21 protein-coding genes are annotated in these 17,337 nt (G+C 40.6%); 15 read left to right on the top strand and 6 right to left on the bottom strand.

Features of this window, described 5'->3' with window-relative positions; all coding sequences use genetic code 11:
• Positions 1 to 86 precede the first annotated feature (86 nt).
• From HYD28_15890 to glpG, 6 genes are all read left to right on the top strand, one after another.
• Positions 87 to 1,145 (top strand): glycosyltransferase family 9 protein, encoded by a 1,059-nt coding sequence (locus tag HYD28_15890; GenBank protein ID QLE10318.1) that lies wholly within the window; start codon positions 87 to 89, stop codon positions 1,143 to 1,145.
• Positions 1,145 to 1,696: a D-glycero-beta-D-manno-heptose 1,7-bisphosphate 7-phosphatase gene (gene gmhB / locus HYD28_15885; GenBank protein ID QLE10317.1), complete on the top strand. Its 552-nt coding sequence runs from the start codon at positions 1,145 to 1,147 to the stop codon at positions 1,694 to 1,696. The genes HYD28_15890 and gmhB overlap by 1 nt, the downstream gene beginning before the upstream one ends.
• Positions 1,697 to 1,845: 149 nt before the next feature.
• On the top strand, positions 1,846 to 3,042 hold the full coding sequence (locus HYD28_15880; protein ID QLE10316.1) for a glycine C-acetyltransferase: 1,197 nt from the start codon (positions 1,846 to 1,848) through the stop codon (positions 3,040 to 3,042).
• Between the two features lie 55 nt (positions 3,043 to 3,097).
• A complete protein-coding gene (gene tdh, locus HYD28_15875) occupies positions 3,098 to 4,123 on the top strand; it encodes an L-threonine 3-dehydrogenase (protein QLE10315.1) in 1,026 nt (341 codons plus the stop codon).
• A 54-nt stretch (positions 4,124 to 4,177) separates the two neighbouring features.
• Positions 4,178 to 4,495: a thiosulfate sulfurtransferase GlpE gene (gene glpE / locus HYD28_15870; GenBank protein ID QLE10314.1), complete on the top strand. Its 318-nt coding sequence runs from the start codon at positions 4,178 to 4,180 to the stop codon at positions 4,493 to 4,495.
• A complete protein-coding gene (glpG, locus tag HYD28_15865) occupies positions 4,492 to 5,307 on the top strand; it encodes a rhomboid family intramembrane serine protease GlpG (protein ID QLE10313.1) in 816 nt (271 codons plus the stop codon). Before glpE ends, glpG begins: the two co-directional genes overlap by 4 nt.
• Positions 5,308 to 5,499: 192 nt before the next feature.
• Here the strand turns inward: glpG and fliL are convergent, their stop codons facing one another.
• Positions 5,500 to 5,907, bottom strand: coding sequence for a flagellar basal body-associated protein FliL (gene fliL, locus HYD28_15860; protein ID QLE10312.1), 408 nt, complete (start codon positions 5,905 to 5,907; stop codon positions 5,500 to 5,502).
• 165 nt (positions 5,908 to 6,072) lie between these two features.
• Here fliL and HYD28_15855 point away from each other — a divergent pair, with 165 nt between their 5' ends.
• Together HYD28_15855 and ubiA are read left to right on the top strand one after the other, a co-directional pair.
• Positions 6,073 to 6,618, top strand: a complete 546-nt coding sequence (locus HYD28_15855; GenBank protein QLE10311.1) for a chorismate lyase — start codon at positions 6,073 to 6,075, stop codon at positions 6,616 to 6,618.
• The gene (gene ubiA / locus HYD28_15850) at positions 6,615 to 7,493 is read left to right on the top strand and encodes a 4-hydroxybenzoate octaprenyltransferase (GenBank protein QLE10310.1); all 879 of its coding nucleotides are present in this window, start codon (positions 6,615 to 6,617) and stop codon (positions 7,491 to 7,493) included. The genes HYD28_15855 and ubiA overlap by 4 nt, the downstream gene beginning before the upstream one ends.
• Here the strand turns inward: ubiA and HYD28_15845 are convergent, their stop codons facing one another.
• From HYD28_15845 to HYD28_15830, 4 genes are all read right to left on the bottom strand, one after another.
• Positions 7,494 to 8,114 (bottom strand): 2OG-Fe(II) oxygenase, encoded by a 621-nt coding sequence (locus tag HYD28_15845; GenBank protein QLE10309.1) that lies wholly within the window; start codon positions 8,112 to 8,114, stop codon positions 7,494 to 7,496.
• 130 nt (positions 8,115 to 8,244) lie between these two features.
• On the bottom strand, positions 8,245 to 9,132 hold the full coding sequence (locus tag HYD28_15840; GenBank protein ID QLE10308.1) for a LysR family transcriptional regulator: 888 nt from the start codon (positions 9,130 to 9,132) through the stop codon (positions 8,245 to 8,247).
• Positions 9,133 to 9,251: 119 nt separating this feature from the next.
• Complete coding sequence (locus HYD28_15835; protein QLE10307.1) at positions 9,252 to 10,778, bottom strand: DUF3369 domain-containing protein; 1,527 nt, start codon at positions 10,776 to 10,778, stop codon at positions 9,252 to 9,254.
• 51 nt (positions 10,779 to 10,829) lie between these two features.
• A complete protein-coding gene (locus tag HYD28_15830; protein QLE10306.1) occupies positions 10,830 to 11,237 on the bottom strand; it encodes a DUF2721 domain-containing protein in 408 nt (135 codons plus the stop codon).
• Between the two features lie 86 nt (positions 11,238 to 11,323).
• Here HYD28_15830 and HYD28_15825 point away from each other — a divergent pair, with 86 nt between their 5' ends.
• The 3 genes from HYD28_15825 (at position 11,324) to tsaD (ending at position 13,339) form a co-directional block, all read left to right on the top strand.
• Positions 11,324 to 11,689 carry a DUF2007 domain-containing protein gene (locus HYD28_15825; GenBank protein QLE10305.1) on the top strand — a complete coding sequence of 122 codons (366 nt, stop codon included), beginning with the start codon at positions 11,324 to 11,326 and terminating at the stop codon, positions 11,687 to 11,689.
• On the top strand, positions 11,673 to 12,263 hold the full coding sequence (locus HYD28_15820; GenBank protein QLE10304.1) for a YjaG family protein: 591 nt from the start codon (positions 11,673 to 11,675) through the stop codon (positions 12,261 to 12,263). Before HYD28_15825 ends, HYD28_15820 begins: the two co-directional genes overlap by 17 nt.
• 62 nt (positions 12,264 to 12,325) lie before the next feature.
• Entirely contained in the window at positions 12,326 to 13,339 is a 1,014-nt protein-coding gene (tsaD, locus tag HYD28_15815) for a tRNA (adenosine(37)-N6)-threonylcarbamoyltransferase complex transferase subunit TsaD (protein QLE10303.1), read from the top strand.
• Positions 13,340 to 13,348: 9 nt separating this feature from the next.
• On the opposite strand, the gene plsY is transcribed toward tsaD, so the two are convergent.
• Positions 13,349 to 13,951: a glycerol-3-phosphate 1-O-acyltransferase PlsY gene (plsY, locus tag HYD28_15810; protein ID QLE10302.1), complete on the bottom strand. Its 603-nt coding sequence runs from the start codon at positions 13,949 to 13,951 to the stop codon at positions 13,349 to 13,351.
• Positions 13,952 to 14,180: 229 nt separating this feature from the next.
• Here plsY and folB point away from each other — a divergent pair, with 229 nt between their 5' ends.
• The 4 genes from folB to mpl all read left to right on the top strand — a co-directional run bounded on the left by folB (position 14,181) and on the right by mpl (position 17,332).
• Complete coding sequence (folB, locus tag HYD28_15805; GenBank protein ID QLE10301.1) at positions 14,181 to 14,537, top strand: dihydroneopterin aldolase; 357 nt, start codon at positions 14,181 to 14,183, stop codon at positions 14,535 to 14,537.
• Between the two features lie 2 nt (positions 14,538 to 14,539).
• A complete protein-coding gene (gene folK / locus HYD28_15800; protein ID QLE10300.1) occupies positions 14,540 to 15,028 on the top strand; it encodes a 2-amino-4-hydroxy-6-hydroxymethyldihydropteridine diphosphokinase in 489 nt (162 codons plus the stop codon).
• Positions 15,025 to 15,828 carry an undecaprenyl-diphosphate phosphatase gene (locus HYD28_15795; protein QLE10299.1) on the top strand — a complete coding sequence of 268 codons (804 nt, stop codon included), beginning with the start codon at positions 15,025 to 15,027 and terminating at the stop codon, positions 15,826 to 15,828. Before folK ends, HYD28_15795 begins: the two co-directional genes overlap by 4 nt.
• Positions 15,829 to 15,988: 160 nt before the next feature.
• On the top strand, positions 15,989 to 17,332 hold the full coding sequence (gene mpl / locus HYD28_15790) for a UDP-N-acetylmuramate:L-alanyl-gamma-D-glutamyl-meso-diaminopimelate ligase (GenBank protein QLE10298.1): 1,344 nt from the start codon (positions 15,989 to 15,991) through the stop codon (positions 17,330 to 17,332).
• Positions 17,333 to 17,337: the final 5 nt, after the last annotated feature.

Here is a 17,337-nt window from a genome sequence, read left to right as displayed (position 1 = left end):
CGTATTTTTAGCTTTTCGCATAAGTGCTTGCATTAGCATCAAGTTAATTTAAGATCGCATATTATTTGCTGTAGCTAAGGGCGCACGTGACTCAATCAACCTCCTATTCAGATATTTGTATTTTAAGGCTTTCGGCTATTGGTGATGTATGTCATGCCGTATCAGCAGTGCAAGCAATTCAAAAGGCACACCCGAAGGCAAAAATTACCTGGGTGATAGGTAAAGTTGAGGCTATGTTATTGGCCGATTTACCTGGTGTTGAGTTTGTTGTATTCGATAAAAAGCAGGGTAAACAGGCTTATCAGCAACTAAAAGAGGCTTTCAAAGGTCTTAAATTTGATGTGCTATTACATATGCAAGTAGCACTAAGAGCGAATTTAGCAGCCCGTTGTATTCCAGCAAAGGTCAAAGTGGGGTTTGATTGGGCTCGTTCAAAAGAGTTACATAGCTTGTTTATTAATAAACGTATTGCCCCGCAATCAGAGGCTCATGTATTAGAAGGCTTTAAAGGCTTTGCTCAAGCTATTGGTACGCCTGATTACAAACCTCAATGGCAAATGCCAATTACCGAGCAGCACCAACAAGCAGCCGATGCGCTATTAGGTGAAGAGCGTTTAACCGGGCGTATTTTTGTTATCTCACCTGCGGCAAGTAAAAAAGAGCGTAACTGGTTACCCGAACGTTATGCTGCACTTGCTGAACATGCTTATCAACAAGGCTTTTCGGTGGTTATCACCGGCGGTCCAACGCCTTTAGAGAACGAACTAGCAGATCAAATTATCGCACATAGTTCTGCTCCTGTGCTTAACTTAGTAGGGAAAACCCAACTAAAAGAACTGCTATGTGTTTTGAAACGTGCGGCGTTAGTGTTAGCTCCTGATACTGGGCCTGCGCATATGGCTGTAACGGTAGGATCACCTGTTATAGGTTTGTATGCCCATTCAAACCCAAAACGCACAGGACCTTATTTGTATCAAGATTATGTTGTTGAGGTTTATCACCAAAATTTACTTGAACAAACTGGCAAAACGGCGCAAGAGCTACCTTGGGGAGTACGCGTTAAAGGGGCTGATTTAATGGCGCAAATAAGTGTCGAAAAGGTAATTTCGATGTTTGACTACGTGATACACAAAGAGCAACTGTAATGAGCAACGTTTTATTTTTAGACCGAGATGGTGTGGTCAATATTGATCATGGTTATGTATACAAACCACAAGAATTTGAATTTGTACCCGGTGTATTTGAGGCGTGCAAAGCCTTTGCGGATGCGGGTTATAAAATTGTGATAGTTACTAACCAGTCGGGTATTGGTCGCGGTTATTATTCAGAACAAGATTTTTCTAAGCTCACTGAGTGGATGAAAGGTGAATTTTTACGTCATGGCGTTGCTATTCTTGATGTGTATTTTTGCCCGCATCACCCAACCAAAGCGGAACCTGCCTATTTGCAAGAATGTAACTGTCGAAAGCCTGCTCCGGGTATGCTTTTACAAGCTATCAAAGAACATCAAATCGACCCATCACAAAGTATAATGGTGGGTGATAAGCTTGGCGACCTTATTGCCGCTGAGAGAGCCAATATCGCTACGCGTGTTTTAGTTCGTTCAGGGCAAAGTTATGCAGAATCAACAGAGCAACATGCCGATATTGTCTGTGAGTCTTTAGCTGATTTACCTACTTTGATTTTACAATCTTAGCAGGTAAGACCAGTTTTATTTCGCACGCCTCAAGGTGTGCGACGAACTGCAAACAGTGCAATTGTTCGCCTAAGCTTTTACAATAGGCGCAAAATTTAAAGTCATGCTAATCATTCCTGGTTAGGTACAAGAATATGTGGAGATTACAGATGAGAGCATCTGCGTTTTTTAATCAGTTGCAGCAGCAAATTGATGAAGTGAAAGCTGAAGGCTTATACAAAAGCGAGCGTGTTATCACGTCACAGCAACAGGCTCAAATTGAGGTTGCTTCTGGTGATAAGGTCATTAACTTTTGTGCTAATAACTACCTTGGCTTAGCAAATAGCCCAGAGTTAATTAAAGCAGCTCAACAAGGCCTTGACGACCACGGTTTTGGTGTTGCTTCTGTACGCTTTATTTGTGGTACTCAAGATATTCATAAAACCTTAGAGCAAAAGATCTCTGAGTTCTTAGAAACAGAAGATACTATTCTTTACTCATCATGTTTTGATGCAAACGCGGGTTTATTCGAAACAATCTTAGGCCCAGATGATGCAATTATCTCTGACGCTCTAAACCATGCTTCGATTATTGATGGTGTGCGCCTTTGTAAAGCAAAACGTTTCCGCTACGCAAATAACGACATGAGCGACCTTGAAAAGCAACTTATTGCTGCTGATGAAGCGGGTGCTAAAACAAAACTAATCGCAACTGATGGCGTTTTCTCAATGGACGGTGTTATTTGTAATCTTGAAGCGGTTTGTGACCTTGCAGATAAATATGATGCATTAGTAATGGTTGATGACTCACACGCTGTTGGTTTTGTTGGTGAAAATGGTAAAGGTACGCCTGAGTACTGTGGTGTACTAGATCGCGTTGATATCATTACAGGTACGCTCGGTAAAGCACTTGGTGGCGCATCGGGGGGTTACACATCAGGTAAAAAAGAGATTGTAGAGTGGTTACGTCAACGTTCTCGTCCTTATCTTTTCTCAAACTCACTTGCACCATCAATTGTTACAGCATCAATTAAAGTACTTGAAATGCTTAGCAATGGTGGCGAGTTACGCGCAAAACTATGGGATAACGCAAAATATTTCCGCGAACAAATGGAAGCAGCTGGATTTACTTGTGCAGGTAAAGACCATGCCATTATCCCTGTTATGTTAGGCGATGCTAAAGTTGCCTCAGCCATGGCTGACAAATTACTTGCTGAAGGTATTTACGTAACAGGTTTCTCATTCCCTGTAGTACCTAAAGGCCAAGCACGTATCCGTACGCAAATTTCTGCGGCGCATACAAAAGAGCAATTAGATACCGCTATTGCTGCCTTTACCCGTATTGGTAAAGAAATGGGTGTTATCTAATTTTATTTCTTAAACCGAAGCTATTGCTTCGGTTTTGTTTAATTGAGTGTGAATCATGAAAGCATTATCTAAATTAAAAGCAGAACCAGGGATCTGGATGACTGATGCGCCAAAGCCTGAAGTTGGCCATAACGATCTGCTTATTAAAATCCGCAAAACAGCAATTTGTGGAACTGATGTCCATATTTATAAATGGGATGAGTGGGCACAAAATACAATTCCTACGCCAATGGTTGTTGGCCACGAATATGTAGGTGAAGTGGTTGATATGGGCCAGGAGGTACGTGGTTTCCAAGTAGGTGACCGTGTTTCTGGTGAAGGACATATCACATGTGGTCACTGTCGTAACTGTCGTGCCGGACGCGTACATTTATGTCGTAACACAACTGGTGTGGGTGTTAACCGCGAAGGCGCATTTGCTGAATACCTTGTTATCCCAGCTTTCAACGCATTTAAAATTCCAGATAACATTTCTGATGAGTTAGCATCTATCTTTGACCCATTCGGTAATGCTGTACACACTGCGCTGTCGTTTGATTTAGTGGGGGAAGACGTATTAATCACAGGTGCAGGCCCAATTGGCATCATGGCTGCAGCTGTTGCTAAACATGTTGGTGCGCGTCATGTGGTTATCACTGATGTAAATGAATACCGCCTAGATTTAGCGCGTAAAATGGGTGCTACCCGTGCTGTAAACGTGGCTACTGATGACCTTGAAGATGTTATGAAAGAGCTAGGAATGACAGAAGGTTTTGATATTGGCCTTGAAATGTCGGGTGTGCCAGTTGCATTTAACAGCATGTTAAACAACATGAATCACGGTGGTAAAATCGCCATGCTAGGTATTCCACCTTCAGATATGGCGGTTGATTGGAACCAAGTTATTTTCAAAGGTCTAATCATTAAAGGTATTTACGGCCGTGAAATGTTTGAAACTTGGTACAAGATGGCGAGCTTAATCCAATCAGGTCTTGATCTGAAGCCAATTATCACTCACCAGTTCTCTGTGGATGACTTCCAAGCTGGCTTTGATACAATGATTTCAGGCCAATCAGGTAAAGTGATCCTTAACTGGGATTAATACCAAGTTGTTTGATAAGGCGGCTTTGGCCGCCTTTTTAGTTTAGAGAGTACTATGTCGTATAAACATATTTCAGTGAGCGAAACTTTTGCCCTGTTAGATAAAGAAGATGTTGTGATTGCTGATATTCGCGATCCTAACTCATTTCAAACTGGGCATATTCCAGGCGCTGAGCATTTATCAAATGCCAACATCAGTGATTTTATGATGCATAAAGAGTTTGATCAGCCAATTATCATCGTTTGTTATCATGGTGTGAGCTCTCAAGGTGCTGCGAGCTACTTAGTAGAGCAGGGGTTTGAAGACGTGTACAGTATGGATGGTGGTTTTACTGCTTGGCAGACACAACTTCCGGAGCATATTGAACGATGATTGAGTTGGGCAGCATAAATAATCCTCGCGCCGCACAAGGCTTTATAGATTACATCAAAAGTAAGGGGTTACATGGCGAGTTGCGCTCACAAGATGGTCAAACCGTGATTATTTGTGTTGCCCCAGAGCACTTTCATCAAGCTCAACCACTTTGGCAGGAGTTTGCTGCTAATCCACATGACGAAAAATACCAGCAAGCTTCATGGCAGGTAGGAAGCACTCAATCGCCACTATTATATCAAGGTCAGTCACTTAACTTAAAAGCTCGCTTTAAAGCATTAAGTTGGCTAAATCGTACTGTTACATTAGTGTCGATTGTTATATTTGTAGCCTTCTTATTAGGTGGTTTTGAAACTATTTATAGTATGTTGCAGTTTAATCCTGCACAGCCTCTAACTTGGTTTACACCTGCCATTGTGCATTTTAGCGCTATCCATCTTATTTTTAATTTGATCTGGTGGATGACACTGGGTAACGATATAGAAAAACGTAGCGGTAAGTTAACTTTAGTTGGTTTATTTTTAGTTACTGCATTCATTAGTAACTGGGCACAGTTTTTAGTTGTAGGGCCGAACTTTGGTGGTTTAAGTGGCGTTGTTTATGGTTTACTGGGTTTTTGTTGGATTTACAGCGTAATGAGGCCATCAGAGCCGTCATTAGTAAGTAATAGCATCGTCGGTTTTATGCTGGTTTGGCTTATTTTAGGCTTTGTTGAATTGTTGCCCGTGAGTATGGCTAATTGGGCACATTTGGCGGGGTTATTAGCTGGAATGGCTTACGCTGTGTCTGACAAGCTGCTATCGCGTAAATAATACCAACCCGCAATAATACTTAATCATTTTGAGGGATTAAACCTGTCGCTAACTGCGTTAAAAATTTCTCATTTAGAACAACTAAATAACGAAATTTTAGCCTTGTTATCAACGAAGTTTTATTGCCTCAAAATAGACTACTTAATTAAGCGGATTGGTATAAAAATGGCGGCTAATGCCGCCATTTTACAATTAATGATATAAATACTTAGTAAATAACACTTCTCGGACAATCTCTTGTCCTGTTTCTTGTTTTAGTAGTGATTTTAGCTTCTCGGTACAGCGCTTTCTGATTTCTTCGCGGCCGGTAAGCGATTTAATATTTTCTTCTGGCTCTTTAGAGAGTATTTCAACAATCGCATCACGCAATAGCGGAGTGTGGTGTTCTACCACAGCAATATCTGACATATCATTAAGCATCAGATCCACCGTAATACGTACATATCCAAGCTTTTTATTACCTTGGCCTATGTAGTTGGTGATGATGTCAGGCTCAAAACCAAAGTAGCCAACATTTGATTCAGCCCGCACAGAGCAACTTGTTATTGCACTAACAAGCAGCATGCTTATCAAGTAAATTGATAACAATGACTTTTTCATAGTTAAGAATATTCCACCCTTTCAATGACTTTTAGTCTATACCCAAATTCACCTAAGATACAGGCTGTTCTGTGTTTTTTAACCTTGCTTGAGATTAAATCATGACTTTTTCGAAACGTGCAGCGATGATATCATTTGCATGTTTTTTTTAAATAATGAGTCGTTGTGATCACATTCCCAGTTTCACTAGCTGCAAATTGGCAGCCTGCTTCAGCATTTCCAGATTTGACGCAACAACAGCAAGGTTGGCTGCTTGAAGCTGGGTCATTAACGGCTAAGCTTAAAAGTCATTGTCAGGCTTTTTCAGTTGAAGTTTTAAACGAAGCACCTTTTGACTTAACCTGCGAGCAACAAGCGTTATTAAATACTTCTTTAAGTCAGGCATTAAACCGTGAAGTTTTACTTCTGTGTGATGGTAAACCAATGGTTTATGCTCAAAGCTGGTTGCCAGCGGATGATACATTAAAAAAGCAACAGTTGCTAAGTATGGGAACAAGACCGCTTGGCGATGTTATTTTTCAAGACCCAAGCTTATCGCGAACTGAAATCGAAGTTGCTGAGTTTTCACAGCAGCACGCTATTCAAGCTTTAACAGCTGAAATCGGCTACTCTTCACAACCATTGTGGGGAAGACGCAGTGTATTTAGCTTATCTAATGCTCATTTTCTCGTGGCTGAAGTATTCTTACCTGGAGCGTATATTTACCTATGAAGCTAGCTGCACTTAAGGTCGCACATATACCTTACTATAAACAGTTAATGCGTACCGATAAGCCAATTGGCACTTTACTATTGTTGTGGCCAACTTATTGGGCGCTGTGGCTTGCTGAGCTTGGCACGCCGAGCTTATTAAATTTTGTGGTATTTAGTTTGGGTGTCTTTGTGATGCGCAGTGCCGGCTGTGTAATTAATGACTTTGCCGATCGTAAAATAGATGGCTCAGTTAAGCGCACAGCCCAGCGACCGCTGGCAGCAGGTTTGGTATCAAGTGGTGAAGCTTTGAGTTTGTTTGTATTGCTTATCGTGGTAGCGTTTGGTTTAGTGTTAACACTCGGATTGCCAACCATTTTACTGTCGTTTGGTGCTTTAGCTCTGGCGTTTTGTTATCCATTTATGAAGCGTTACACCCAATTACCGCAAGTTGTGCTTGGTGCTGCATTCAGCTGGGCTATTCCAATGGCCTATATGGCATCAATTGGCTCTGTACCATTAGAAGCTTGGTTATTATTTACAGCTAATCTTGTATGGACTGTGGCTTATGACACCATGTATGCCATGGTTGATAGAGATGATGATTTAAAAATTGGTGTTAAATCAACGGCAATATTGTTTGCCAGCTATGACAGACATATCATCTTTTTACTCAATGTTTTGTTTATTATGATTCTTGCTTACATTGGTAAGAGTAACAACCTTGCTTTGCCTTATTGGCTAGGGTTAATTGCAGCGATTGGTTTTTTACTCTATCAACAAACGCTTATTCATAATCGAGAGAGAGACCCTTGCTTTAAAGCATTTTTGAATAACCACTATGTGGGGTTGGTGGTTTTTATTGGTTTAGCAGCATCCTTGCCACTGCCATTTTAATTACCTTGGTGGGTCGATAATACCGCTGATTGAGGCATTTTTCCTGAACCAACCAGCAATGGAATAGCGAACATCGTGTGCCGGTAATACTTCATGCATAAAGCGCTCACTTTCAAACATAACCAGCAAACCAGCTTGAGGCTTTATGACAATTTCAATGTCTTTACTTTTTGGCTTGTAAATTACCAATTCACCACCTGATTCTGGCGTGTTCAAGTAACAAACCGTTGTGAAAATTCGATTCGAACGGCCTTTGAAGGCATCAAAATGCTTTTTATAAAAGTCACCTTGCTGATACTTTGCATAATGGCATTCATAGTCGAATAACCCTAAATAAAAGCTACGGTTTAACTGTGTTTTTATCGCTTCCATGGTCGCCAGATAGGTAATTTGTGCTTGGCTTGAACTATCGAACCAAAAAGTTTTATCTTTTCGCACGGTTTTATCTATTTGTTGGTCGGTTAAACGGCCAATACCAGCAGTATGAAAATGTGGGTTAATTCGATAGCAATCAGCAATTAAATCAGCGATTAGGTTTTCATCAATGGCGTTTTCAACAACAGCATAGCCAGCCTGTTCGATGGCATCTAAATAAGAGTCGGAAATTAGTGGTGCGGTCATTCATATGCACAATCAAAAAAAGGTGAGTAAGTGTATATGAAAAAATGTGCGATGCACGCTTTTTATGCAATAAAAAAAAGGGGGGGGGCTAGCCTGATTCATTACAGGCTAACAGCATATAAAATAGCTTTTAGCTTTGGCTTGCTAACGCCGTTTTTTCAATGAGGTCAAGTAAATGACTAACATGAGAATTTTCATTGATTTGTTGGTTAGTTTGGATCACAAGCTGCTCGTGTGCGATACCTTTATTGGTTTTCAATAACAGTAAATCTGGGTCTGAAGAGACAATACTTGTGTGTTCAATACTGGCTATTGCGATGTGGTTTGACTTTTTAAGACCATCCATTACTTGCTCAATGCTACCTACTTTTATACTTGATGTTTTATCAAAAGATTCAATTGCATCATTCAGCATAGATTGAACCTGTTTTGATTGAGAAAAGCAGCTGTACATTGGGTAGTCAGCAAAGTCGCGTTTACTGATATCGCTTTTATTGGCAAGTGGGTGGTTCTTAGCCACAAAAATAATGAGTTGATCGGGTAAATGAATATCGCTGCCAATGCTGTTCATTGCTTGCGAGCATACGCTGATATCAATTTCACCTAACTGCAGTTTACGTACAAGCTCGCTTTGTTCTTGTAACTGCATCTCGATTTTTACATGTGGATACTGCGCTAAAAATTGGCCGCAAGAAACAGGAACAACCGTGCTAGCTTTATTGGTATAACCGATAACTAATTTTTCGTTAGTGCAACCGTTTAAAGATTCGAATAAACGTTTTTTGGTCTCTTCAAGGTTGTCGAGGGTTTGTTTTGCGTACTCAAGGAAAAGTTCACCTTCTTTGGTTAGTTTAACTGAGCGTGTAGAGCGGGTAACTAGCTCATAGCCAATTTCATCTTCAAGCGTCTGAATACTGCGAGTTAACGCTGAAGTGCTGATTTGGGTTTTTTCTGCAGCTTGGCGAAAATGCCTCAGCACGCCTAGTGCCACAAATTGTTCAAGTTGTTCAAATCTCACTTTAATAGTCCCTTGTTATAAGTAAGCCTTTTTACATATAGGCGGTATTATTATACTTCACGGAAGGCATAGTAAATTATTGTACCTTTTTTGGGAAGTGTTTTACAGAAAAGTTACATCTAATCAGGGTAACGATCTTTAATCTCTAAGAAAAGTGGTAAATTTTCAAGTAATAAGTCGACAAGAATTGGATCAAAATGTTTCCCGCGTTGATCTTTTATAAGCGTTAAAGCCTCATCCAGTGGCCATGCTTTCTTATAACAACGGTCGCTGCAAAGCGCGTCAAATACATCTGCTAGGGCGGTGATACGGCCAACTATATTGATATCGTCTGCTATTAAACCTTGCGGATATCCTGAACCATCCCACTTTTCATGATGCTGGTAGGAAATTAAAGCACCACATGTCAATATCTCGTTACTTGAATTTTTTAATATTTCGTAGCCGATTTCTGCATGGGTTTTCATTACTTCCCACTCATCATCAGTGAGTTTACCAGGCTTGTTTAAAATGTTATCGGGAATGCTGATCTTACCTATGTCATGTAAAGGTGAGGCAAGTTTAATGATTTCGCATTGAAATGGGTTTAGTTCTGAAAGCTGAGCAAGCAGTTCACTATATAAAGCAACACGTTTAACGTGGGAACCAGTTTCTTTAGAGCGTTTTTCTACAGCCTCACCGAGAATGTACGACAATTCTTTTTGTGATTCTTTTACCATTTCTCTGAGTTTTAAATTATCGTAAGCAAGCGCGATATTATTGGCATAAAACTCTAACAGTTGATGCTCTGTTGCTTGCAACTTACTACCTTTATGTACATAAAGCATGGTTTCTAGGCCAGCTTTGGTAGGAAAGTAACCAATGTAATCATTGCTTGTTTTTAGTGATGACTTACGCTCATGTGCATCTATAAATAAGTTTTTTACCTCATCTGGAATGGTATTTTGCTGTGGTGTAGGACCTACGCCTGAGGCAGCAAGAAGCTGGAAATCTTTTGCTGGAGACGATTGTAAGTTAACAGCCGCAGCACAATAGATTTGCGCATCATTAATTCCCATCACGTTAGTGACATGGCTTAAAATTGTTGAGGCGAACTCATGAACACTGTCACATTTTAAAAAATTTGCTGAAGCATTAATTATTTGTTCAAGACCATGCTTATGGCGGTCAATAATTTGAATATCACGATGTGCCCTTAAGGCTGAGTAGAGCAGGGTTTTAATTTTAATCGCGGTGAGCTCTGTTTTATTTTTGTAATCGTTGATGTCGTAATCGCGGATAATGGCTTCTTCAGGGGCTTCACCGGGCTGGCCTGTGCGCAGTATTAAACGAATATCGTGGTTTTCTATTTCATCGCGAATGAATTGAATAAGCTCAAGACCAGCATGGTTGGTTTCCATTACCACATCAACTAGGGCAACAGAAAAGGGAATATCTTTATTTAAAAACTCTTTTGCTTCGGCCGCAGAATAGGCGTCATAAAAGCGCAGACCTTTATTTTCAAAACTGAACCCAGCTAATACTAGTTTCGTAACTTGGTGAATATCTTCTTCATCATCAACAACAAGAATATGCCAGTATTCAGGTTCTTCAGTTTCTATATTATTTTCTTCTAACTGTTCTTCAGAAAATAAGAAATCATCCACAAAAACACCACTTATTGTTGTATCTCATACAATAAGTATAGAGGCAGAAATTTACTCTGCCTTATCTGAAACTGGTTTTTTTTCGATATTCTTCAATTCGATTTCGATTGCATGGCAGGAGATGTGGATCTCATACAAAGAGGTTAGAAGAGACAAGGCTAAGCAAGCGAGGCTGCTCCCAAATAAAATGATTCCAGTGGTATTAAACTCTATAAATAATGCAAACATCGATAAAGTACACATGAGAAAAGAGGCAACGCCATAGACCTGCATCACCCGAATGAGTTTGATACGTTTTCTTAAGTTGGTAATTTGTGCAACAACCAGTGGGCGGATACTTTCCCCTTCACGTGCATTGAGTTCTCGAATAAGCTGAGCAAGCACCAAAAAGCGGTTGGTATAAGCAAGTAACAGTAAAGAAATTGCAGGGAATAACAATCCCGGTGTTGTTAAAGTCATATGGTTACCTTGAAATAAGCGTTGCAGCGAAGTCAATTGCTAGCGTAGTTTAGGATTTAAAGATAAAAAAGTAAAAGAGAAGTGATTTGCAAAACAAGAATTTAAATCAACCAAACAAGCCGGACCCATTTTCTTGGGTGAAAGTATTTCAAGCTGAAAATGGCTTAGAAGCAAATATTATTAAAGGGCTTTTACAAAGTAAGGGGATAGAATCTCAATTACAAGGTGAGCTTTTACAAGGAGCGCTTGGGGAGATCCCATTTGAACAAACGGGGGTTGATATACTTGTTTACGCATTAAAAGAGCGCCAGGCGCAAGAAATATTGCTAAACTACCGACAATTAAAACAATCGGCTCCTGACTGGGTATGCCCTAAGTGTCTTGAGCTTAACGGAGCAACATTTGAAATATGTTGGTCTTGTGGGACTGTAAAGAATGACGAAAGCGAATAATTTTCAACGTATTAGAGAATTAAACTATTTGCAAAAAGCAGTGTTAGGTGGAGCTTTACTTGAGCGTATGCTGCCTAATTACAGCTTATTTAGTGAAGCAACAGGGTTTGGTGATGCAGCGGTTTTTCGAAGCGCACTTAGTGTCTGCTGGGAAAAAATATTACTGCCAAAAAGTAAAATCAGCCTTGAAAAGCAAATTGAAAAAATAGAACCGAATGTGCCAGAGCTCACTGACTTTGATATGTTTGGGGCTTATCCGGCAATTGATACTGCTACAGCTCTGCTTGGTATGCTGCACGGTTTAATAGCTAAAGATGAACAAGAGTTTTTGAATATTAGTAAAATTTCACAGGCTTCAGTGGCTCGCTTTATTGAGTACCAACTAACAGTAGATGGTGAAGTGGCAGACAACAAAGCTGTCCGTGAACACCCTTTAATGCAATATGAAATTGATGTGCTTGCAGAGCTTATTGATTTTGTAGAGCAAATGGGCCGAATTACTTCAGAGAACGTAAAAGAGCTTAAACAACTAGCGGTTTCTGATGGCCAAACCAACATTGGTATTGCAATTTAATATTCAGTAATGCGTATTTTCACTGTAAAATGCGCATTTGTTTTTTCTTGGCGGAGTAATTGATGCGAATTTTAGGTATTGAATCATCATGTGATGAAACGGGTATTGCCATTTATGATGATGAACAAGGCTTATTAGCACATCAACTGTATAGCCAAGTAAAAGTACATGCTGATTACGGCGGCGTGGTCCCTGAACTAGCTTCACGCGATCACGTACGTAAAACCTTACCTTTAATTGATGCGGCATTTGCGCAAGCTGACTGTGGTCCTGAAGACTTAGATGGTATTGCTTACACCGCAGGGCCCGGACTTGTTGGTGCACTCTTGGTGGGAACCTCAATTGGTCGCTCACTGGCCTATGGCTGGAATATTCCAGCAGTCGCTGTGCATCATATGGAAGGCCACCTACTTGCGCCAATGCTAGAAGAAGACAAACCAGAGTTTCCGTTTATCGCGCTCTTAGTGTCTGGTGGTCATACCATGATGGTTAAAGTATCTGGTATTGGTGAGTATGAAGTATTAGGTGAGTCAGTTGATGACGCTGCAGGTGAAGCATTCGATAAAACAGCGAAGTTGTTAGGCCTTGATTATCCAGGTGGTCCACGTTTAGCAAAGCTTGCTGAGCAAGGCACACCAGAGCGTTTTGTGTTCCCGCGTCCGATGACCGATAAACCTGGCTTAGATTTTAGTTTTAGTGGTTTAAAAACAGCAGCGTCGCTCGCTATTCGTGATAGCGATGACGATGAGCAAACTAAAGCAGATATTGCCCATGCATTTCAAACAGCTGTTATTGATACCCTAATTATTAAATGTAAACGAGCTTTAAAACAAACAGGTATCAAACGTTTAGTTATTGCTGGTGGCGTGAGTGCTAACGTGCAATTACGTGCTCAACTAGAGCGAGTTATGCAAGGTATGAAAGGGCGAGTGTATTACCCGCGCACAGAGTTTTGTACAGATAACGGTGCAATGATTGCTTATGCAGGTATGCAGCGTTTGAAAGCAGGTCAATTCGCGAGCCTCGATATGAAAACTAAGCCACGCTGGCCTATTGATTCACTCGAAGCGCTTTAATTTATAGCACTACTCTTGTTCAGGGGCTTTTTTCTTAGCCCCTATTTTAGGTTCTTCCCCAGCCATCAAGCGAGTAATATTTGCTCTGTGGCGGAAAATTATCAGTACGGTTAGAAAGGTAACAGGCAAAGTATACAAGGGCTTTATCCACCAGGTATAAAGAGGCGCTAATGAAACTGTTACCAGTGCCGCAAGTGATGAATAACGCGTGATAGCAACAATTAAGATCCAGGTTGCAATTAACATCCCACCTAGCGATAAACCAATAGGTAATAAAGTACCAAAGGCAGTTGCAACCGCTTTACCGCCTTTAAAACTAAAAAACAGTGGGTACATATGCCCTAGACAGGCTGCTACACCAATTAGACCTAACATTAGAGGATCTATTTTTAAAAAGTAGGCACCCCAAACTGGGATCGTCCCTTTTAAAATATCAAAGACAAGAACTAAAACAGCGGGGACTTTTCCGCCTAGGCGATAAACATTTGTTGCACCAGGGTTATTCGATCCATGACTGCGTGGGTCTGGTAGTTTAAACAGCCGTGATACTAGGATAGCGGAAGAGACCGATCCCAGTATGTAAGCTAAAACTAACATTAAAACTTCTAACACGCGCTTCCTTATTTTTTAATCTGCACTTTTGGGCTATCATTGGCGGCAAAACCATCTGCCGCTCTCATCGAGTAGAATGTACGCACCATATTGCAATGCATCTATCCGTTATTGTAGGGGTAATTTTTATATATTAAAACAGTATGACAGCTTATATAGCGCATTATTGAAATCAATAAGCGTTTAGGATGAGTATTGTTTTAAAATATTTATGTCACTTGGAGTATCAATGGACAAGGTATATATATCACAACTACATGTAGACACCATCATTGGCGTGTATGATTTTGAAAAAGAAAGTAAACAAAGCCTGTATTTTGATATCGAAATGTTATGTGATATTTCAGCCGCTGCGGCGACGGATGATATAAATTTAGCACTTGATTATGCCAAAGTGAGCGAGCGAGTTATTGAGCATACTACGGCAAAGCCTGTTGAGTTACTTGAGACCTTAGTTGAGCAATTGGCTGCATTGATCCTTAGTGAGTTTGCGACCAGTCAAGTGACTATTCGTGTGAGTAAGCCGGCTGCGGTACCACAAGCTAAAACGGTGGGAGTCGAAATCACCCGTCGTAAGGCTAACTGATTATGGCGCAAATTTTTATAAGTCTTGGCTCTAATGTTAATAAAGAGCACTACCTGAGACAGGCGCTTATTGCCCTAAAGGCTTACTTTCCTGACTATAAACACTCGTCAGTTTATGAGAGTGAGGCAGTTGGCTTTGCAGGGAACAATTTTTATAACTCTGTGATTGCTGCTCAAACAGATATGCCATTAACCGAACTGTGTAAACTTCTGAAGAAGATTGAACTTGATAACGGTCGCACCCGCGAGGATAAAAAATTTAGCCCGCGCACTTTAGATCTAGATTTATTGTTTTATGATGACATTATCTGCGACTCGCCTGCGCAGTTACCTCGTGACGAAATTACCAAAAATGCGTTTGTACTACAGCCATTAGCTGAAGTAGCCCCTAACTTTTTTCATCCCGTAGCTAAGCTAACTTTAGCTGAACTATGGAAAAATTATAACAATCCGCAACAAAAACTATGGAAGGTGGAGTTTTCTAACCCATGAGTATTATTGAGATAATTGTTCTAGCCTTAATTCAAGGATTGACTGAGTTTTTACCTATTTCGAGCTCAGCACATTTAATTTTACCCTCACAAGTTTTAGGCTGGCACGACCAAGGCTTAGCATTTGATGTGGCGGTTCACGTTGGTACTTTAGGTGCCGTGGTACTGTATTTTCGTAAAGAAGTAGTGGATATTCTTGGCGCTTGGTTTAAATCGTTTGGATCACAAGGCGCGACTGATGACAGCCGTTTAGGTTGGTGGATTATTGTTGCGACTATTCCTGCATTATTAATCGGTTACCTATTTAAAGACTTTGTAGAAAGCTACTCACGTAATGCCTGGGTTATTGCAACCTCGACTATCGTATTTGGTTTACTGCTTTGGTATGCCGATGCTAAAGCAAAACAAGTTAAGAATATTTACCAAGTAAACTTTTTTAGTGCGTTATTACTGGGTTTTTCGCAAGTGCTAGCGATGGTATTTCCGGGGACATCGCGTTCTGGTATTACCATTACAGTGGGTTTAATGCTGGGTCTTAACAAGCAAAGTGCTGCGCGTTTCTCGTTTTTAATGTCGATTCCGGTTATTGCAGCTGCAGGTTCATATTATGTGTATCAATTGGCAACAGCGGGTGAAGCGATTGATTGGCATGCTATTTTATTAGGCGCTGCATTATCATTTGTATCAGCGTATGCATGTATTTTCTTTTTCTTAAAAGTAATTGAGCGCATGGGCATGATGCCATTTGTTATCTACCGCTTACTATTAGGCGTTGGTTTGTTTGCATTCTTAATGCTGTAAAATAGGCGCTCACTTCAATTAAAAAACACCTCAAATTGAGGTGTTTTTTATGTTGGCTATTTGGCAAAAGTCTATTGCCGTGTAGTAATGGTAAGTAAAGCTTATATTTGGCATTATAACGCTTTATTTTAACTCTCATTCATTTTGCTCAGGACAGTAGATGCATATTCATATTCTTGGAATTTGTGGCACCTTTATGGGTGGTATTGCCGCAATCGCTAAATCGTTAGGTCATACCGTGACAGGCTCTGATCAAAATGTGTACCCGCCGATGAGTACACAATTAGAAGAGCTAGGTATCACCCTAACCCAAGGTTATGACATTAGCCAACTAGATCCCGCGCCCGATATGGTAGTAATTGGTAATGCTATGAGCCGTGGCAACCCTTGTGTTGAATACGTGCTTGATAAAGGCTTGCCTTACACGTCAGGCCCTGAATGGTTAAAACATAATTTATTGCAAAACTCCTGGGTCTTAGCCGTAGCGGGTACCCATGGCAAAACAACCACAGCCAGTATGCTGGCATGGTTATTAGAATATGCGGGAATGAAGCCGGGATTTTTGATTGGTGGTATCGTTCAAAACTTTGGTGTGTCTGCTCGTATTGGCGAAACACCATTTTTTGTTATTGAAGCCGACGAATACGACACTGCTTTTTTCGATAAACGTAGTAAGTTTGTGCACTACTTACCGCGCACATTAATTCTAAATAATCTCGAATTTGATCATGCTGATATTTTTGAAGATTTAAACGCGATTAAAAAACAATTTCACCACTTGATGCGTACACTACCTAGTAGTGGCAAAGTTATTTGGCCTAGCCAAGACGAAGCTCTACAAGATGTGATTGAACGAGGCCTTTGGAGCGAGAGTGAAACACTCTTTGGCGATTGGGATTACCGTTTACTTAAAGCAGATGGTAGTGAATTTGAAGTGTTATTAAATTCACAAGTTCAAGGCGTTGTCAGCTGGCAAGCCATGGGTGAGCACAATGTGAAAAATGCCATTATGGCGATAGCGGCTGCAAGGCATGTAGGCATTGCCATATCTGTCAGCATTGCAGGCCTAGCTGAGTTCATTTCTCCTAAGCGCCGCATGGAGCTCAAAGCTGACATCAACTCGATTAAAGTGTACGACGATTTTGCCCATCACCCAACGGCAATTGAAACAACCTTAGCAGGGCTTCGTGCAAAAGTGGGCACAGAGAAGATCATTGCTATTTTAGAGCCTCGCTCAAACACCATGAAAATGGGCGTGCATCAACAAACCTTGATTGATTCACTGAAAGCGGCCGATGAAGTGTATTTATTTGAGCCAGAAAATTTAAGCTGGTCGCTAAAAGAATACGCAGATAAAGCTGGGATGCATTGTAGCTCAAGCACTGAGGATATAATTGCTCAAGTCATCGCTAGTATCGCGCCTTCACAACATGTGTTAATTATGAGTAATGGTGGTTTTGAAGGTATTCATCAGCGTTTAATCACAGCACTTGAACAAAACTAATCAGT

The organism is Pseudoalteromonas shioyasakiensis, assembly GCA_013391845.1.
Taxonomy (GTDB): Bacteria; Pseudomonadota; Gammaproteobacteria; order Enterobacterales; family Alteromonadaceae; genus Pseudoalteromonas; species Pseudoalteromonas apostichopi.
Note: the sequence above shows the minus strand (reverse complement) of the source record. Positions and strands in the feature narration are given on the sequence as shown.

Bases quoted from the DNA above. Each gene is read 5' to 3' on its own strand.
- gmhB (QLE10317.1), top strand. From the start codon at position 1,145: ATGAGCAACGTTTTATTTTTAGACCGAGATGGTGTGGTCAATATTGAT.
- HYD28_15880 (QLE10316.1), top strand. From the start codon at position 1,846: ATGAGAGCATCTGCGTTTTTTAATCAGTTGCAGCAGCAAATTGATGAA.
- tdh (QLE10315.1), top strand. From the start codon at position 3,098: ATGAAAGCATTATCTAAATTAAAAGCAGAACCAGGGATCTGGATGACT.
- glpE (QLE10314.1), top strand. From the start codon at position 4,178: ATGTCGTATAAACATATTTCAGTGAGCGAAACTTTTGCCCTGTTAGAT.
- glpG (QLE10313.1), top strand. From the start codon at position 4,492: ATGATTGAGTTGGGCAGCATAAATAATCCTCGCGCCGCACAAGGCTTT.
- fliL (QLE10312.1), bottom strand. From the start codon at position 5,907: ATGAAAAAGTCATTGTTATCAATTTACTTGATAAGCATGCTGCTTGTT.
- ubiA (QLE10310.1), top strand. From the start codon at position 6,615: ATGAAGCTAGCTGCACTTAAGGTCGCACATATACCTTACTATAAACAG.
- HYD28_15845 (QLE10309.1), bottom strand. From the start codon at position 8,114: ATGACCGCACCACTAATTTCCGACTCTTATTTAGATGCCATCGAACAG.
- HYD28_15830 (QLE10306.1), bottom strand. From the start codon at position 11,237: ATGACTTTAACAACACCGGGATTGTTATTCCCTGCAATTTCTTTACTG.
- HYD28_15820 (QLE10304.1), top strand. From the start codon at position 11,673: ATGACGAAAGCGAATAATTTTCAACGTATTAGAGAATTAAACTATTTG.
- tsaD (QLE10303.1), top strand. From the start codon at position 12,326: ATGCGAATTTTAGGTATTGAATCATCATGTGATGAAACGGGTATTGCC.
- folB (QLE10301.1), top strand. From the start codon at position 14,181: ATGGACAAGGTATATATATCACAACTACATGTAGACACCATCATTGGC.
- folK (QLE10300.1), top strand. From the start codon at position 14,540: ATGGCGCAAATTTTTATAAGTCTTGGCTCTAATGTTAATAAAGAGCAC.
- HYD28_15795 (QLE10299.1), top strand. From the start codon at position 15,025: ATGAGTATTATTGAGATAATTGTTCTAGCCTTAATTCAAGGATTGACT.
- mpl (QLE10298.1), top strand. From the start codon at position 15,989: ATGCATATTCATATTCTTGGAATTTGTGGCACCTTTATGGGTGGTATT.